Source organism: Edaphobacter sp. HDX4 (assembly GCF_036877565.1).
Lineage (GTDB): Bacteria > Acidobacteriota > Terriglobia > Terriglobales > Acidobacteriaceae > Edaphobacter.
In genome coordinates this window covers 1-15018 of the sequence record NZ_JAEDXW010000006.1, presented here as the reverse complement: position 1 = coordinate 15018, position 15018 = coordinate 1, and the positions used below count along the sequence as shown (strand labels likewise).

The 15018-nt window shown below is 57.1% G+C and carries 16 protein-coding genes and 1 tRNA gene; 15 read left to right on the top strand and 2 right to left on the bottom strand.

From position 1 onward, the window contains the following. Positions 1-197: 197 nt before the first annotated feature. Together uxaC and JAO29_RS07800 are read left to right on the top strand one after the other, a co-directional pair. Positions 198-1595 (top strand): glucuronate isomerase, encoded by a 1398-nt coding sequence (gene uxaC, locus JAO29_RS07805; protein ID WP_334267640.1) that lies wholly within the window; start codon positions 198-200, stop codon positions 1593-1595. A 167-nt stretch (positions 1596-1762) separates the two neighbouring features. Then, positions 1763-1837 (top strand) — tRNA-Asn (locus tag JAO29_RS07800). Positions 1838-1897: 60 nt separating this feature from the next. On the opposite strand, the gene JAO29_RS07795 is transcribed toward JAO29_RS07800, so the two are convergent. Beyond that, positions 1898-3145 carry a tyrosine-type recombinase/integrase gene (locus JAO29_RS07795; protein ID WP_334267639.1) on the bottom strand — a complete coding sequence of 416 codons (1248 nt, stop codon included), beginning with the start codon at positions 3143-3145 and terminating at the stop codon, positions 1898-1900. 49 nt (positions 3146-3194) lie between these two features. Next, entirely contained in the window at positions 3195-3542 is a 348-nt protein-coding gene (locus JAO29_RS07790) for a helix-turn-helix transcriptional regulator (protein WP_334267638.1), read from the bottom strand. A 291-nt stretch (positions 3543-3833) separates the two neighbouring features. Between JAO29_RS07790 and JAO29_RS07785 the strand changes: the two genes are divergently transcribed. From JAO29_RS07785 to JAO29_RS07725, 13 genes are all read left to right on the top strand, one after another. Beyond that, positions 3834-4853 carry a LysR family transcriptional regulator gene (locus JAO29_RS07785; RefSeq protein WP_334267637.1) on the top strand — a complete coding sequence of 340 codons (1020 nt, stop codon included), beginning with the start codon at positions 3834-3836 and terminating at the stop codon, positions 4851-4853. 130 nt (positions 4854-4983) lie between these two features. After that, positions 4984-5367 (top strand): TrbC/VirB2 family protein, encoded by a 384-nt coding sequence (locus JAO29_RS07780; RefSeq protein ID WP_334267636.1) that lies wholly within the window; start codon positions 4984-4986, stop codon positions 5365-5367. A gap of 14 nt (positions 5368-5381) precedes the next feature. Further along, positions 5382-5645, top strand: coding sequence for a VirB3 family type IV secretion system protein (locus JAO29_RS07775; RefSeq protein WP_334267635.1), 264 nt, complete (start codon positions 5382-5384; stop codon positions 5643-5645). Next, entirely contained in the window at positions 5626-7995 is a 2370-nt protein-coding gene (locus JAO29_RS07770; protein WP_334267634.1) for a VirB4 family type IV secretion system protein, read from the top strand. Before JAO29_RS07775 ends, JAO29_RS07770 begins: the two co-directional genes overlap by 20 nt. Before the next feature lie 22 nt (positions 7996-8017). Further along, positions 8018-8851, top strand: a complete 834-nt coding sequence (locus JAO29_RS07765) for a TrbG/VirB9 family P-type conjugative transfer protein (RefSeq protein WP_334267633.1) — start codon at positions 8018-8020, stop codon at positions 8849-8851. Positions 8852-8853: 2 nt separating this feature from the next. Next, on the top strand, positions 8854-10128 hold the full coding sequence (locus JAO29_RS07760) for a TrbI/VirB10 family protein (protein WP_334267632.1): 1275 nt from the start codon (positions 8854-8856) through the stop codon (positions 10126-10128). A gap of 14 nt (positions 10129-10142) precedes the next feature. Then, positions 10143-10376 carry a hypothetical protein gene (locus JAO29_RS07755; RefSeq protein WP_334267631.1) on the top strand — a complete coding sequence of 78 codons (234 nt, stop codon included), beginning with the start codon at positions 10143-10145 and terminating at the stop codon, positions 10374-10376. A 2-nt stretch (positions 10377-10378) separates the two neighbouring features. After that, positions 10379-10585 (top strand): hypothetical protein, encoded by a 207-nt coding sequence (locus JAO29_RS07750; protein WP_334267630.1) that lies wholly within the window; start codon positions 10379-10381, stop codon positions 10583-10585. 24 nt (positions 10586-10609) lie between these two features. Beyond that, entirely contained in the window at positions 10610-11392 is a 783-nt protein-coding gene (locus tag JAO29_RS07745) for a hypothetical protein (protein WP_334267629.1), read from the top strand. Positions 11393-11401: 9 nt separating this feature from the next. Continuing rightward, complete coding sequence (locus JAO29_RS07740) at positions 11402-11650, top strand: hypothetical protein (protein WP_334267628.1); 249 nt, start codon at positions 11402-11404, stop codon at positions 11648-11650. 19 nt (positions 11651-11669) lie between these two features. Beyond that, on the top strand, positions 11670-12590 hold the full coding sequence (locus JAO29_RS07735; RefSeq protein WP_334267627.1) for a type IV secretion system protein: 921 nt from the start codon (positions 11670-11672) through the stop codon (positions 12588-12590). Between the two features lie 163 nt (positions 12591-12753). Beyond that, positions 12754-13560, top strand: coding sequence for a type IV secretion system protein (locus JAO29_RS07730; RefSeq protein ID WP_334267626.1), 807 nt, complete (start codon positions 12754-12756; stop codon positions 13558-13560). Then, positions 13557-14525, top strand: coding sequence for a CpaF family protein (locus JAO29_RS07725; RefSeq protein WP_334267625.1), 969 nt, complete (start codon positions 13557-13559; stop codon positions 14523-14525). Before JAO29_RS07730 ends, JAO29_RS07725 begins: the two co-directional genes overlap by 4 nt. Positions 14526-15018 lie beyond the last annotated feature (493 nt).

Below are 15018 nucleotides of genomic sequence, written 5' to 3'. Positions count from 1 at the left end.
GGGAAGGGCGTCTTCGCGGACGCCCTTTCTATTTTGCGGAGAGAATCGACCGCCAGGAAATTGGTCAACCACTTCATGTTCGAGTTTGATAGGCTTTCGGGGGGGCGAGGATTGTTTGGACTCGCACCTAATTCAGAGCGGCCCTTGTCCTGGTGCTTCACCGTTGTCTTCTTAGCAGATCTTCAGAGGTGTTTTCGATGCTTGATGCAATGCGGTTGTTCCCATCCGACCCTGCGGCACGCTCCGTAGCGGCGAAGCTTTACGAGACGATACGCGATCTTCCTATCCTTTCTCCGCATGGTCATACAGACCCGGCGTGGTTTGCCAAGGATGAAGCGTTTCCGAATCCGGCGGCCTTGTTCATCCAGCCGGATCATTACATCTTCAGAATGTTGTACTCGCAGGGCATATGCCTGGAGTCGCTGGGTATTCCGCAGGCGGATGGCGGTCAGAAGGCTGACCCTCGCGAGGTGTGGAGGATCTTTGCCAAGCACTACTATCTTTTCCGGGGAACGCCGACGCGCCTTTGGCTGGATTACTCCTTCAGCACTCTGTTTGGTCTTACCGAGCGCTTGAACGCAGAGAATGCTGATCAGTATTACGACGCGATCACCAAGGCGCTGGAGTCGCCGGAGTTCCGTCCGCGCGCGTTGTACGAGCGATTCCGCATCGAGGTTCTGGCGACGACCGATTCTCCCCTGGATAATCTCGAATACCACAAGGCGATTCAGGAGTCAGGCTGGAAGGGAAGGGTGCTTCCTACCTTCCGGCCGGACGCGGTCATCGATGCGGAATACCTGGGCTTTGTGAAGAATATCGAGAAGCTGGGTGAGATTACCGGAGAGAATATCGGGACGTACAAAGGCTATCTGAACGCTCTGCGGAAGCGCCGTGAGTTCTTCAAATCAATGGGAGCGACGGCGACCGATCACGGGCACCTCACCGCGATGACGGCCGACCTGGACGGAGCGGCGGCTGAGTCGCTGTACCAGCGCGTCCTGTCGGGCCGATCGGAACCGGAAGAGCAGCAGATGTTTCAGGCCCAGATGCTTACGGAGATGGCGGGCATGTCGGTCGAGGATGGCTTGACGATGCAACTTCATCCCGGCAGTATTCGGAACCACAACAAACTGGTCTACGAGAAATTTGGCCGGGACAAGGGAGCGGATATTCCATCGCCGACCGAGTATGTTCGCAACCTGCGGCCGTTGCTGAATAAGTATGGTAACGATCCGCGGCTGACCTTTATTCTGTTCACGCTGGATGAGTCGACATTTTCTCGCGAACTTGCACCGCTGGCTGGCCACTATCCGTCTTTGAAGCTTGGGCCACCGTGGTGGTTCCACGACTCGCCGGAGGGAATGATGCGCTTCCGTGAGACGGCAACGGAGACTGCCGGTTTCTACAACACAGTTGGGTTCAACGACGATACGCGCGCGTTTCTGTCGATTCCGTCCCGGCATGATGTTGCCCGGCGGGTTGACTGTGCATTCCTCGGCCGTCTGGTGGCCGAGCATCGCCTGGATGAAGATGAGGCTTTTGAGGTCATCCAGGACCTGACAGTGAATCTGGTGAAGAAGGCGTACAAGCTGTAGCGCGCTTGGAAAGGCGGGAAAGCTCCGGACCCCCGGGGCTTTTCCTGTTTAGGTCCCGACGGCCGCGATTGGCAGGAAAGCCTTGCGGATCTGCCTTTGACCGTTGTTGCAGCTTTTGCTATAACAATGAAAGCGCAGCGCGTTACCTGAACGTGCTCCCAAGACACTCCTGAGTAGCTCAATGGCAGAGCATTCGGCTGTTAACCGAAGGGTTGTAGGTTCGAGTCCTACCTCAGGAGCCATATAAATCAATCACATACAAAACCTCCTCTCCCAAACTTCACCAAACTTCACCAAATTGCCTACGCACCCTGCATTGGCTCTGGAAGTCGCTTAAGGTTCCGACCCGTCAGTCCCATCGTTTCGACGCTTGGCGTCCAGCCCTCCAGCACCGTCGTCGCGTGAGAGTTGATCGCCCGCATCACGTTCTCTTCCACGACCTGCACATATACATTGCCGGTCGTCGTGATGCTGGCATGGCGTAATGCGCCCTGCGTGTCCTTGAGCGTCCCGTGACCCGAAAGGTGGGTTCCCAACGAACGCCGCATGACCTGAAAGGTAATGAGGCGCTTGGGAATCCCCAGTCTCTCCGCGATTGGACGAACTCTCCACTTAAGGAAGTTCTTCGCGTGGCGCGGTACAGCCTGGCCCTTCCGCTTCCCGCGCCCGAAGGTGGGAAACATCAGAGCCTCCGGAGACGGATCTGGGCAAATCCTCCGCCAAGCTTCGATCACCGGACGTACCGGCTCCGGAACTGCGATCGGAGCCCGGCTCGCCTTCGACTTGAGGCGACCCTCATAGAACTGTCCCTCGACGGCTATGCCGTGGGGAATGAGGGAGACTCCCGTCCAAGACTTCCATTGAAAACCCATCGCCTCGCTTGCGCGAGGTCCGCTGAAGATGCCAACGAGCATCAGGCACAGATCACCCAGGTCTTCCATAGCGCCAAGCAGCAATAGCATCAGATCGACTGCCATGACCGGCCTGTCCGCCCTCTTTGTGATCGGCATAACCACATCTTCTCCCGGGTCTTCGACGAGAAACTTCTGCTTCCTCGCCAAGTGCGTGATCGCGCGAACGTTGTTGAAGCAACTGCGCACCACCGAATCGGAGTAGTCCTCTTCCTCCACAAGGTTGTTCAACCACACCTGAATCCCGAACGTGCTGAGATTGCGGATTGGCAGATCACCAAAGTGTCCGATCAGGTAATGCTCCAGGTTGTAGGTATTGGTCTTTTTATAAGTGGGGCTCCACGAGCCTCGCCGCATCGGGATATACCGCTCTTTCACGAACCAGCGAAAGGTGACGGAGTCATCCGGTGGCAATGTTGGGGTTGGTCCAACCCCTTTTGTGTCCTTGAGGATGATCTCCTGAAGCATCTGTTCGGCCTTCCACTTGGGCGTGCCGGCCTTGGGACAGATCTTCACCGAGCGGTATTTGCGTATCTCCTTTCCTTGTTGGTTTCTGCGATACGAAAGAAACTTACCGTACCACATCTTCACCTTCTTCCCGCTAGGGTAGACGGTGCCTTTCTGGTACTTCATTGCCATACCATTCTCCGAGTTCTGCTTCTGGCCCTGGTCGTGGAGAACAACTTAATCATCCACCAAACCGGGGCTGCAAGGAAGAGCGCGAGGTCGTCAGTTTCTCTGTGAACTCTTGGACATCGGCGCTTCGATAGCGCACCAACGTCCCAAGCTTGACTCCGCGAAGTTTGGGGAACCGGCGCGTTGTGTGATCCCGAACCCAACGTTCCGAGACTCCAAGGCGTGCGGCGACCTCACGAGCATTCAGCAGACGTTCTTGAACAGGAAAGCTGGCGATGTGTGCCGTCGGGGGGCGGCTGTCATCTCCCGGCCGCGTTGATACTTCAGATTTAGCAGCATCTGTTGGTGTGAGAAGCGGGTCTGTCTCAAGGGTTTGGTGAGCGACAACGGCCAAAGGCATAGGTCATCTCCTGAAATGAAAGCATCGGCATCGCAACATGCCCGAACGTGGCTAGCGTGTCGTGGAAAAGCGTCCCTGTCCAATACGTCTTATTTATCGGGCGATAAATGGCAGCTATCGGCAGGAAGGAATTGGTCAGTTCTCGATGAGAGTAAATTTGGCCAACTGCACAATTTTTGTTGCTCGCCTGCGTCCTCCCTGTCAAGATTCCCACAGGGAGGGGCCGGAACAAGCGCAACCGCCTGGCTCCGATATCGCACGGAATGCTCTTCAACCGCTGAGCAGGGAGCTATGTACGATTGGGCCGAGCTTCGCCACTTCCGATATTTGCTCACCATCCTGGAGAAGCAGGGATTTCGTGTCGCCGCGGAAGAACTCCACACCTCGCAACCCAACCTTTCCGTTCAGGCCCGCCAGTTTCAGGAGAACGCCTCCGTGCGTCTCTTCCGAAAGTCGAGGAACGGGCGCATCCGACCCACGGAAACCGGATTGGCATTCATTGGCTTAGCGCGACTACTGCTCGAGACACGAGACGAAGTCATTGAGGCTCTCATCGCGATCGAGCGAGGAGAGATCGCTTCAGTTCGCTTCGGCTGTACTCCCCTGGTTGATCAGAGCTTGTTCCGCAGCTTCTGCGCTGGGCACAAAGAGATCTTGCCAACCTGTTCCATCCGACCCACGCACGGCGACACTGCTCATCTTGTTGAAGAAGTTTTGGCAGGTACTGTAGACACTGCAATCGTAACCCTACCCTTGAAACATCCCGATCTGCATATAGAAGAGCTACGTCGAGACCGTCTCGTCGTCTGTCTCCGAAGAGACCACCCCCTCGCCAGCAAAGTCGCTCTGCAAACCCGTGACCTGCAGGACAATCTTGCCATCTTGTATCACCCGCAGCGACACCCCGATGCCCACGAACGGCTTCTCGAGCTACTTGCGGATGCTGGAGTCAAGGTGGAGGAGTATTCTCATGCTTCCCATCCGTCCGACATGCAAACACTTATCAAGGAAGGACATGGTTTTGCCCTGATTCGCGAGGGAACGCTGCTAGATGAAGAACTCACAACGCGCCCGATTGCAGGAGTGAGCTGGACCGTCGACACGGCTGTGATCTACCACAAGCAGCGGCATCCGAAGACGGTTCCCATTCTGGTTAGAAAGTTCAAGAAGCACCTGAGCAAGGAGCTAAACGGAACGGGATCGGACATGATCACTGTCGCGGTGCAGACCTCGATGACAGTTCAAAAGCGTCCTCCGCAATCGGCAGCGAAGGTTCCGGAACAGCTAGCGCTGTTGATGGAAAGCAAGTGAAGAGACGTGAGATAGACCTCAGCGATATCTCGAAGCTATCACCCGATAAATAAGACGTATTGGACGTGCCACGAGGCTTGGCCAATCATCACGACATATTCCCGGCTGAGATCAGTCGAGGGAGGTGCCGATGTACCGTAGAAGCCGTGCCGCTCTTCTTCGCAGCATAAACCATCTTGCCAGGCGATTGGCCCGAACCGATATCAAGCAGAAACTCGTGCGAAGGGCACGTGCGATGTGGCCGATGCTCGTCACATTGGCCTTTGCATCTGTCGCCCATGCTCAGGGGACGATGGACTTCTCCGGGGCAACAACTCTCATGCAGACATTCAAAACTTTCGCAATCTATGCGGGTGCAGTCATCTGTTTCGGGGGCCTGATCTTCGCCGGAATACGGATGATGAGTGGTCGTTTTCAGGATGCGATTCCTGGTCTATTCGGTGCGCTGTTTGGTGCCGGAGTTCTCGGCTGGGGAGCCGGTTGGATCGGCTCGCTAACCGGGCAGTCGATGTAGGAGGTGCATCGACTATGGCTCGCCGAGGAGAACCGCAGGCAATCAATCAAGCGCTGAATCGTCCCCGAGCCAAGCTCGGTCTAGACCTCACAGCATGGATGGCGATCGTATTCGTCTGCATTGCGGTTTTCCTCGTCGGCTTTCGTCTCGTAGCGATGATCGCTTTTCCCACGCTTGCAATCGGCGCGTGGCTCATCATTCGCAGACACCCAAAGATGTTCCAGCTATGGGGCCTCAGCCTCAACCAGAAGAGCTACTATGACCCCCGCAAATACTGAGCAAATCAAATCGGTTCCGTGGTTCGCCAAGGCTGGGGCGGCGTGCAGCATCGTGCCGATTGCCCGCTTCGTCAAAGACCATATTTTCGCACTGAAGGGTGGAGGCTATGGCTGCCTGTTCTCCCTCACGGGAATAGACGAAGAAGGATTGACCGACCAGGAACTTGGGTCGCAGCTCCGCATGATTGAAGGCTCGTTGCGTGGTCTGCCGGAAGGTGCATGCCTGTACCAGTACACGCGCGTGATGTCCGGATTCGAGTTGCCCCGTCAAAAGGCATATAGCAATCCTGTGACGCAGGTGTTCGTAGAGGAGCGTCTGCGCTTCCTCGAATCCTCCGCAGGCTTCCGCCGCATTGATCTTCACTGGTGCGTGACGCTGGAACCGTCGAAGGTCAAATCGTTCGAACGCAAGCCGGATGAGAACGCAGCAACGACATCGCGGATGCTGGCGGAATTGCAGAAGTCAGCGGCGCTGCTTGTGGGTAATCTCGGCAACTCCATCGGTCTACGTCTCCTGAATAAGCAGAGTACCTTCCAATTCTTCAGTTATCTGTTCAATCTTGAGGATTGGGCGGAGCGGGGCCAGCTTCGCAGCGACACAGGCGTAGACCGGCAGATCGTGCAGAGTCCCGTGTCATGGGAGAGCGACCATCTTCGCATCGGTAGACGATTCGTGCAGATGTATTCGCTGAAGACAACTCCCGAGGCATCGCGGCCATGCCTGTTCGCAGATCTGCTCAAGCTGGACTGCGACAGCATCCTGTGTTCGACATGGCGACCCAAGTCCTCCGCGACCGCCCGGCACGAGATCGATCAGCAGGAGAAGTTCATTTCGTTCTTCAAGGTGGGCGTGCTCTCTCGCATGATGGCCGGACGGGACACCGCTTCGCTCGATACCGGCGCTGGTGCGAAGGCTGCAAACAATGCCGTAGACGCCCTGAGCGATGTGATCCGCGCGCTCGACAAGAAAGCGCACGGCGAGTACTCACTTCGCTTGCTTGTGGCTGCCCGCAGCGTAGTGGAGCTGCACTCCATCTCTCCCACTGTGCATCGCGTCTTCGTGGAAGCACGCGCCCAGATCATGGAAGAGACGCTTGGAAATCTTTCCGCGTTCTATGCGATGTTCCCCGGAAATGGGAAGTTCAATGTCTTTCCGATGTGGATGGCCGAGGATCATCATGCGCGGTTGTCTTCGATCTTCGCGCCTCAGCTAGGCCACCCGCATTCGGACGACCTGGATGCCGAGTACCTGAATGTCTTCGAGACGCGCACGAGGACGCCATTCTTTCAGGACGCCTATGTGGACGGGGTGCGGGTGCAGCTCATCCTCGGTCCTACGGGTTCCGGCAAGTCGGTGACGGGCAACGTTACCATTGCCCACGAACAAAAGTACGGCGGCTTCACCTACATCTTCGACATCGGTGGCAGCTATGAGAGTGTGGTAGAGCTGTATGGCGGTCGAGTAGACCGGATCGGCAAAGACGGCCCACGCCTTAACCCCTTCACGTTAGAGCCGACCGACAGCAACATCCAGTTCCTCTACTCATTCATGAAGCTGCTGCTCACGAACGGCGGGGCGGAACTGGAGCCCGAAGACGACGACGTGATCCACAAAGCCGTGCGCGATATGTACCTGCTTGACCCTGCCAATCGCCGTCTATCGAATCTGTACCTTCCGAAGAAGCTGGACAGGTATTTATCGAAGTGGGTTGGAAGAGGTGTTTATAGCGCCATCTTCGACAACGTGGAAGACAGCATCTCGCTCTCGCGTATACAGTGCTTCGACTTCCAGGGAGTGAACAATGCACAGTATGCCGACCTGATCGAGCCCCTGATGGTGTGGCTGTTGCGGCGGATCAACGATGTGCTCTTCGATCCCGCCAATCTGGGTGTACCCAAGCACATCCTGATTGAAGAGATCTTCTCTTCGATGAAGAACAAACAGCTTCTTGATGGCGCACTTGCTTCGATCAAAACCGTCCGCAAAAACCTCGGCGGGGTAACCATGATGGGTCAGAGCGCTGAAGACCTCGGGACCAATGCAGATTCGATCGTGAACTCCTGCACGTCGTTCCTGTTCCTGCGCGACCCCACGTTCAACCGGAAGCGGTATGCGGAGCTGTTCAAGATGAACGAGCAACAGCTCGCTCTCTTTGAGAGCTTGCAGGACCGCGAGGCGCTACACATGCGCCGCGACGGCCTCACCAAAGTTGTGAAGCTGAATCTCGACAGCCGCAGCTACGCGGCGTTCTCCACCAGGCCGAAAGACCGGGTGCGCAGATCGAAATTGATTGCAAAATACGGACTCACCGAGGGCATCGCCCGCTTTGCCCAGGGTGAGATGGAGTAACCAATTCAGAGAGGAAGGAACCATGAAGCCACCCATCGCCATCGCAGCAGTTCTCCATCTCGCGGTCCTCTCCGCATTACTGCGCGCGGAGGGTCCTGGGCATCCGCTCCAACCAAACGCGCCGCGCACGGTCACGGTTTCGGAGTCGCAGACTCCGCCTGTGATCCGTGCGGGCCTCCTGCAATCGACATTAATCGTTCTCCCCGAAGAGGAGAAGGTTGCTAATGTCTTCGCCGGGGATACAGTCGATTGGGTCTTCGACGGCGGCCACGTTGCCTCACGCTTTATCAGCGTGAAGCCGAAGACGGCGAATGGGTCGACGGACATCCATATCGTCTCTGACCACGGCAACGAGTACACCATTCAGTTGCGTGAAATCTCCAGCGAAGATGATCCGCACTATGACTCCAAGGTGCTGATCGAACCGGGTGATAAGGCTGCTAAGGACAAACTGACACAGCTGCCCGTGTTCGTACCAGCCGCAGAGCTTGAAAAGGCCAAGCAGGAGGCCGCCGCCGCGCAAGCCTCCCAGGCCGCCACCCTGAAGGCCGAGAAAACCAAAGAAGAGACCTATCGCAGTCAGTATCCGGGAAGCCTACATTTCGACTACGCATGGGATGAGAAGAAAGGCAAAGAGCTTGGCTTGCAGCAGATATGGCGGGACGACAAGTTTACCTACGTGCGTGGGCGTTTTCAGGAAACACCTGCGCTCTACGAGGTGAAGGACAAGAAGCCATCGCTCATCAACTTCGATTTCTCAAACGGTCTCTACACGATACCCAAGCAGGTTGATAACGGCTATCTCGCCATAGGCAAGCAGCGCGTGGAGTTCCACCGCTCCGCCGAGAGGAGATAGCCATGCCAGAGCCGAATGAAGTGACGCCTGCCACTGTGCCGGAGCAGCCTGAATCGAGGCCACCGCTGCGGAAGAGTATGCCGATTGTGATTGCGCTCGTCGTGATCGTTGGGCTGATCGGCATTGCGAATGTCTCCAGTCTGTTGAGCGGAAACAAGAAGAATGCGCCCGCGAGTGCGCTCACGATGAGCCCGACCACTCCAAACGCGCAGCAGGTTTCGAGCTTCCAGACGCAGCAGCAGATGCAGGCCCGGCACGATGCCGACGAGCGCCATCGGCAACAGGAGCTCGCTCAAGCCATGCAACAGCTTCAGCAGGAGCAGGATGTCCCTGGCCCCGAAGCCAACACGACTCCACCGATGACTGCCGCGCAGCGCGATTCGATCTACGGCGGCAGCGCAAATGCGCCGCAGCATACTTCCAACGTCTCCGAGGCCCAGGCTGAAGCAAAGCAGAAGCGCCTGGCGATTGAGAAGCAAAAACAGGACGCACTCAATAGCGACACCGTGGCAATTGACTTCTCCCATGCGGGTACGGGAGCAAGTCCTTTGGCCGTGCAGCCGGAGAGACAGGCCGCTATCGAGCCGGCGAAAGCCGAAGATACCGCAGGCAGGCAAGTATGGGTCGATGGAGCCGCCGTCCAGACTGCCAAGTCGAACCCGTTGGGCCAATATCCGTTCGACCAGTATCAGGGTCACCTCTACCGGATCTTCGAGGGCTCCGTACTGGAGGGCGTTGTTACCAACCATATCGACGGTGGCTTTTCAGGTCCTATCCTCGTCATGCTGACGACCGATTACTACTCGCACGACCATCAGCAGCTCCTGATGCCACAAGGAACGCGCCTCATCGGAACGGTGCAGAGCGTAGGCAATGCTCAGCAACGGAAGATGTTCGTCACGTTCCACCGCGCCGTGTGCCCGGATGGCTTCTCCCTGGACTTCGACAAATACTTCGGACTCGATCAGATCGGTACGACCGGCCTTGCCACCAAGGTTGACCCCGGCTACCTCATGGCCTTCGGCGCAGCCGCCGCCATCGGCGGACTCGGAGGCCTGTCGCAGATCGGCAATAACGGTAGTGTTCTCGATCCCTCTACCCAGATTCGCAACGGTATTTCCGCCCAGGCCGCTGCCGAGGGCGAACAGGTACTCAATCACTTCCTGAATCGCTTGCCGGTTATCACGCTCAAGGAAGGTTCACGTGCCCGCGTGTACATCGGTCGCGACATCCTCATCCCGTCCTACGCAGACCATCGCGTCGATCCCACTCTCTGACGAAAGGAGCCGCCATGAATGCACGCTACGAACATCTGGTTCACAAGTCTCAGGACGCCAAACGCGGCGGCCATGAGGCGTGGGCTGTGCAGGCCACGGGAGAACGTGTCGCCGTCGCCCTTGTCCTGAATCATGCTGATTGGCTTGCAGAACTGGACTACTCCATCGCTGAAGCCATCGGAGGCAACGGGCCGGAGTGGGTAGCCATCATCCCGCAGGTTGCTCGCCAGATTGCGGAGGAGGTCTAAGCATGACGTGGACGACATTCAAACAGAATCTCCCAACAATGTACGGAATAGCCGGTACTGTTCTGCTGGCCACACTTCTGGTCGGCACGGACACCGGACGAGAGACCTTGGGGTGGATCTATCTCCAATCCACCCAGGCTATCGACCACAGCATCCACTTTCCGTTTCCACTGGCCAGGTTGGACCCAACCTGCCCGCAGTGCATGTAGTTCAACCCGGATGCAGGAGGCACCATGAGAATCACACCTCGAAACCGTAGATGGATCATCGGAGGAGCGGCTCTACTACTGACCGCGACACCGAGCTTCGCGTTGTTTGGTATCGGAGATATCGTCTTCGACCCGACCAGCTACGCGAGCCTGGTATCGCAGCTCACCACGCTCCAGACACAGTACACCATGCTAAAGAACAACATCGAGCATTTCTCCTTCAAGCAGCAATGGCAGACGACTTTGCACGTTTTGGAGAACGTAAACGTCCGCAATAGGTTCGGTGAGACGAATGGGATGACGACGGCGCTCAACACCAATTCGCCGTCTGCATCGACGGCGGGTTGGACAGCGGCGACGGTGCCTGTATCGTCTGATCTTTCAACCTACGCATCCAGTCAAACACCGGGCAGCCCGCAGATGGCGCAACTCGCCATGATCGAGATGTCCGACGCGGTGTCGCCAGACTGCCTTACGGCGGTCGGTCAATACCGCTCGGCGCGTGCGCTCAACACGACGGCTAGCAGCAGCCTCACGGCGAGCCAGTTCGACACGTCCACCGGAACCAATAGCGAAGTTCAGCAGCTTAACCTGCTCAACGCCGCAGAAGCTCAGAAGATGACCGAGATGCAGTCTCAGGGCACTATCCAGACGTGCATCGCGTCGCAGATGGCCGTCGCCAACATGCAGCAACGTAACGCGGCTGCCACCGACCTGAATACGGCTGTGTTTGTTCAGGCACAACACACGACCCACGATATGAGTGCGGCCAGCGAAAGCAATACCTGGCAGACGTACCTACCATAACGAGGACACATGCTGAAACTGCTCAACACGAAGCTCTTGATTGCCATCCTTGCGGTGCTGGTTGCCATCGCCAGCGCCGCGATCTATCAACGCCATGAGGCTGCGAAAGCAGCCGCAATCCTGGAACAGCAGCAGCACGACGCGGAACAGCGCCGGAAGGAAGATGAGGCGTTCCGCAGGAAGGTAGAAGAAGACGAGAAACGTCACAACTCCTCAGCCGGTAACGAGAGCAAGACCTGGAAGAGCTACCTTCCCTAATTCCTTGAGAGAGATTCCTATGAGCGTCGCCATCGTTCTCGCACAAGCACTGCCGTCCGCATCGTCGGGCATGGACTGGCTGTATCAGTTCACCAATAACCTGACCAACCTCACGACGCAGAACGGTGGCGCGTTGACCCAGCTCGGCTGGACAGAGTTGAGCTGCATCTCGCTCTTCACCCTTGTCAACATGGTCATCAACTGGAACACCAACACGATGACCTTCCGTTTGCATCATCATCCGGTTCGTGCCGGCGACCTGACCCACTTCCTGCTCAAGCTCATCATTTGCAGTTTGCTGTTGAACTATTGGGTAAATCCATTCCCCGGTGCCAGCTTCGGCATCAATCACTTCTTCAGCTACATCGCCCAGGCGATGGTCGCCGCCTTCGACCAAAACTCGCTGGACCAACTTCTCCATTTGCTCAAGACCGCGGGCGATGGCACCACCATGCCTTCGTTCACCGCACCGGTCCAGATCCTCTGCTATGTCCTCGTCCAGATCATGCTTGGACTGGCTTCCGCCATCCTGTTTGTTATCAATTGCAGCGCCTTCATCCTGTATGGAGTCACTGCGTTGTTTGGTCCAGTGTTCGTGCCGCTGCTGATGACGCAAACCTTCAAAGCGAAGTTCTTTCATTTCCTCGACGTACTCATTAGCTTCGCCATGATCCGCGCGGTAGCCGCCGCCTTTATCTACGTCTGGTCCGGATTCATGAACGGATTCATCCAGCAGACCTTCAACGGCAACTATTCGATGGACATGTGGATCGCGAATCTTATCCCTTGCTTGATGGTTTTCGTCGCGTTCATCATCAATATGTTGTTCATTCCGAGCATGACGCAGGCCATCTTTGGCGGGGCGGCTGGATTAGCGTCGAGGGCAACCGATGTGGCCGGAGGCCTCGCTACCGTCGCAATCCGAGCAGGAGGAGCGTAGCGTATGTGGGATTTTCTATTCGGTTATTTATTCGGCAGAGCTACTGGCATTTCACGCATCGTTCGGCCTCTCGTCTGGGTCTTCCTGATAGGCGTAGTTGTTGCCGGTTTTATCTATGCTGTCGCTATCTTCCATGCCGTTTCGGAAAGGAGTGAACAACATCATGTCCACGCGCACAGTGCCCACTGACCAATCGCTCACGCCCGAGCACGCCCTGCTTGCCGATCAGATCGGCAACGAGGTCTATTCCTCCCACTATGCCGAACGCAAAGCGTATCGCCTCGTCATCGGATGTGGCACGTTTCTGTTGTGCGGTTCGATGTGGCTTAACTTCTCCCTTGCGCACCGTCCCATCGCCAATCGTTACATCCGCATCGACGAGATGGGCCGCGCTCAAGCCATCCAGTACACCGACCTGAATTACAGTCCCCGCGAGGGTGAGGTACGGACGTACATCACCGATTGGGCGAACTACCGCTACACTATCAACCGGGAGATGATTGCGAAGAAGTATCCGCTCAACTATTACTTCCTGTCGCAGCCACTCGCAGCGCAGCTCATGGCGATGGACAATCAGAATCATCTCGTCTCCCAGGTGTCCGCTGGACAGGTCGAATCGAGCGACGTTCAGGTTCGTAATGTAACCATTACTTCCATGTCCGAGGAGACCGTCCAGGGGGCGCGTGTAGCCCGTGGGACGGCTCTGGTGACGTTCGATAAGTTCTTCTCCGACCGCACATCCCACGAACCAAGAACCGAGCATTGGCTGCTCTCTGTGACGTACTACTTGAATCCCAAACAGGTCTCGGATCAGTCGCGGGTCTACCCGCAGTATGAGTTCATCAATCCGCTTGGACTGACAATCACGGAGTTCCACGAGAACCGTGTGTCCGTGGATGCGGGTTCTATCGTCAATAGCGCCGTCAATCCGAACGCAATCTCTCAGCCAACCCCAGGAGCGGCGCGATGAGCTTCCAGCTCATACTTCCGTTCTTTCCGGAGGAGCTGCGTGTGCTCTTGCTGGACCCGTCGATCTCCGACTTGATGATTAACGGAACGACGGGAGTATTCGCGGATCGCGGTGGTCTGGTCGAGCATATTCCGCTCTCTGCTCCGTATACGAATGACCGCCTGCAGGCGGCCATTGAGCGCGTCGCTCGCATCCTTGGACAGGATCTGACCAGCCAGAACCCCATTCTCAATACGCGCTTGCCTGACGGCTCGCGCGTTGCCGTCGTGGGTTCGCCTTCTTCGATCAACGGCCCGACGCTCACAGTCCGTAAATTCAATCGTTGGTATACCTCGGACGAGCTGGTCGCTGCCGGTGGGCTTCCAGCCCACGTCCGCGACGCCGCTGTCAGTCTCATTACGAGGCGAAAGAACGGCATCATCAGTGGTGGAACTGGCTCGGGTAAGTCGACGCTCATGAAGGCGCTCTTGGACCACGTTCCGTTGCAGGAACGCTTGGTCGTCATCGAACAGCCAGCCGAGCTGAGGATCGCTCATCCCAACGCCGTCCGCTGGGAGGCTGTTGAAGCCATTCCCGGACAGGTTGCCATTACGCCCAGTCAGCTTGTTGCCGCCGCATTAAGGCATCGTCCCGACCGCATCATCATGGGTGAAATCCGCGACGAATGCGGCTACGACCTGCTACAAGCCATGAACACTGGCCACGGCGGAACGCTCTCCACATTGCACGCTGATTCCGCGATTGATGCGCTGGATAGGTTGGCCGACATGGCACTCAGTGCGAGAACGAATCTGGACCATGCATTTGTCCGGTCGCAGACCGGCAAAGCCGTGGACTTTGTACTGCATTGCGAGCGCGATGCTGCGGGCCGACGCCGCGTGCGCGAGCTGATTACCGTGGCTGGATACAGTCACGGAGACCAATGCTTCCAGACGGAGGACATCTATCGTGCTTCCGCCGCCTGAGCATCAGGCAACCAGCTAGAGAACCCAACCCGAATCGAGGTCCCTCCGATGGTCGAACATGCTGCCAAATCGGTTGCGCAGCCCAACTCGTCTCTGAAAGCGCCCCGCTTGGCGTCCGTGAGCTGCCATCCACGCAAGGAGGTGCGCCCTAAGCCGGCCTTCTCCGGTACTGTTGCCGCTCGAAATAGGGCTGCAGTTCAGGCGAACATTCGCCGCCGAGGTACAGAGGATGACTTGGGTGCATTGGGGAGCCTTCCGTCTCGTATCCCGTCCTCTGCTCGGGGTCACGCTTCGGGGCCAAACCGGCGCCCTGCGGCTCGGCGTCGTTCTGCTTCGCTTGCAGCGCCCCTACGGGGTCTCGGTTCCTCCCAGAAGAAGTTTGAGAACCGCGGCAAAGAACACCGCGCAAACTTCTTTCGGGCCCCGCCAAGAAAGCACTCCTTGGCACTTGGGAGCCGGGCCCACTCGCTGGCTTTGCCAAGTGTGACCCGAG

What these genes read in the sequence shown, in the direction of transcription:
- uxaC (WP_334267640.1), top strand. Translation starts at nt 198, where the DNA reads ATGCTTGATGCAATGCGGTTGTTCCCATCCGACCCTGCGGCACGCTCC.
- JAO29_RS07795 (WP_334267639.1), bottom strand. Translation starts at nt 3,145, where the DNA reads ATGGCAATGAAGTACCAGAAAGGCACCGTCTACCCTAGCGGGAAGAAG.
- JAO29_RS07790 (WP_334267638.1), bottom strand. Translation starts at nt 3,542, where the DNA reads ATGCCTTTGGCCGTTGTCGCTCACCAAACCCTTGAGACAGACCCGCTT.
- JAO29_RS07785 (WP_334267637.1), top strand. Translation starts at nt 3,834, where the DNA reads ATGTACGATTGGGCCGAGCTTCGCCACTTCCGATATTTGCTCACCATC.
- JAO29_RS07780 (WP_334267636.1), top strand. Translation starts at nt 4,984, where the DNA reads ATGTACCGTAGAAGCCGTGCCGCTCTTCTTCGCAGCATAAACCATCTT.
- JAO29_RS07775 (WP_334267635.1), top strand. Translation starts at nt 5,382, where the DNA reads ATGGCTCGCCGAGGAGAACCGCAGGCAATCAATCAAGCGCTGAATCGT.
- JAO29_RS07770 (WP_334267634.1), top strand. Translation starts at nt 5,626, where the DNA reads ATGACCCCCGCAAATACTGAGCAAATCAAATCGGTTCCGTGGTTCGCC.
- JAO29_RS07765 (WP_334267633.1), top strand. Translation starts at nt 8,018, where the DNA reads ATGAAGCCACCCATCGCCATCGCAGCAGTTCTCCATCTCGCGGTCCTC.
- JAO29_RS07760 (WP_334267632.1), top strand. Translation starts at nt 8,854, where the DNA reads ATGCCAGAGCCGAATGAAGTGACGCCTGCCACTGTGCCGGAGCAGCCT.
- JAO29_RS07755 (WP_334267631.1), top strand. Translation starts at nt 10,143, where the DNA reads ATGAATGCACGCTACGAACATCTGGTTCACAAGTCTCAGGACGCCAAA.
- JAO29_RS07750 (WP_334267630.1), top strand. Translation starts at nt 10,379, where the DNA reads ATGACGTGGACGACATTCAAACAGAATCTCCCAACAATGTACGGAATA.
- JAO29_RS07745 (WP_334267629.1), top strand. Translation starts at nt 10,610, where the DNA reads ATGAGAATCACACCTCGAAACCGTAGATGGATCATCGGAGGAGCGGCT.
- JAO29_RS07740 (WP_334267628.1), top strand. Translation starts at nt 11,402, where the DNA reads ATGCTGAAACTGCTCAACACGAAGCTCTTGATTGCCATCCTTGCGGTG.
- JAO29_RS07735 (WP_334267627.1), top strand. Translation starts at nt 11,670, where the DNA reads ATGAGCGTCGCCATCGTTCTCGCACAAGCACTGCCGTCCGCATCGTCG.
- JAO29_RS07730 (WP_334267626.1), top strand. Translation starts at nt 12,754, where the DNA reads ATGTCCACGCGCACAGTGCCCACTGACCAATCGCTCACGCCCGAGCAC.
- JAO29_RS07725 (WP_334267625.1), top strand. Translation starts at nt 13,557, where the DNA reads ATGAGCTTCCAGCTCATACTTCCGTTCTTTCCGGAGGAGCTGCGTGTG.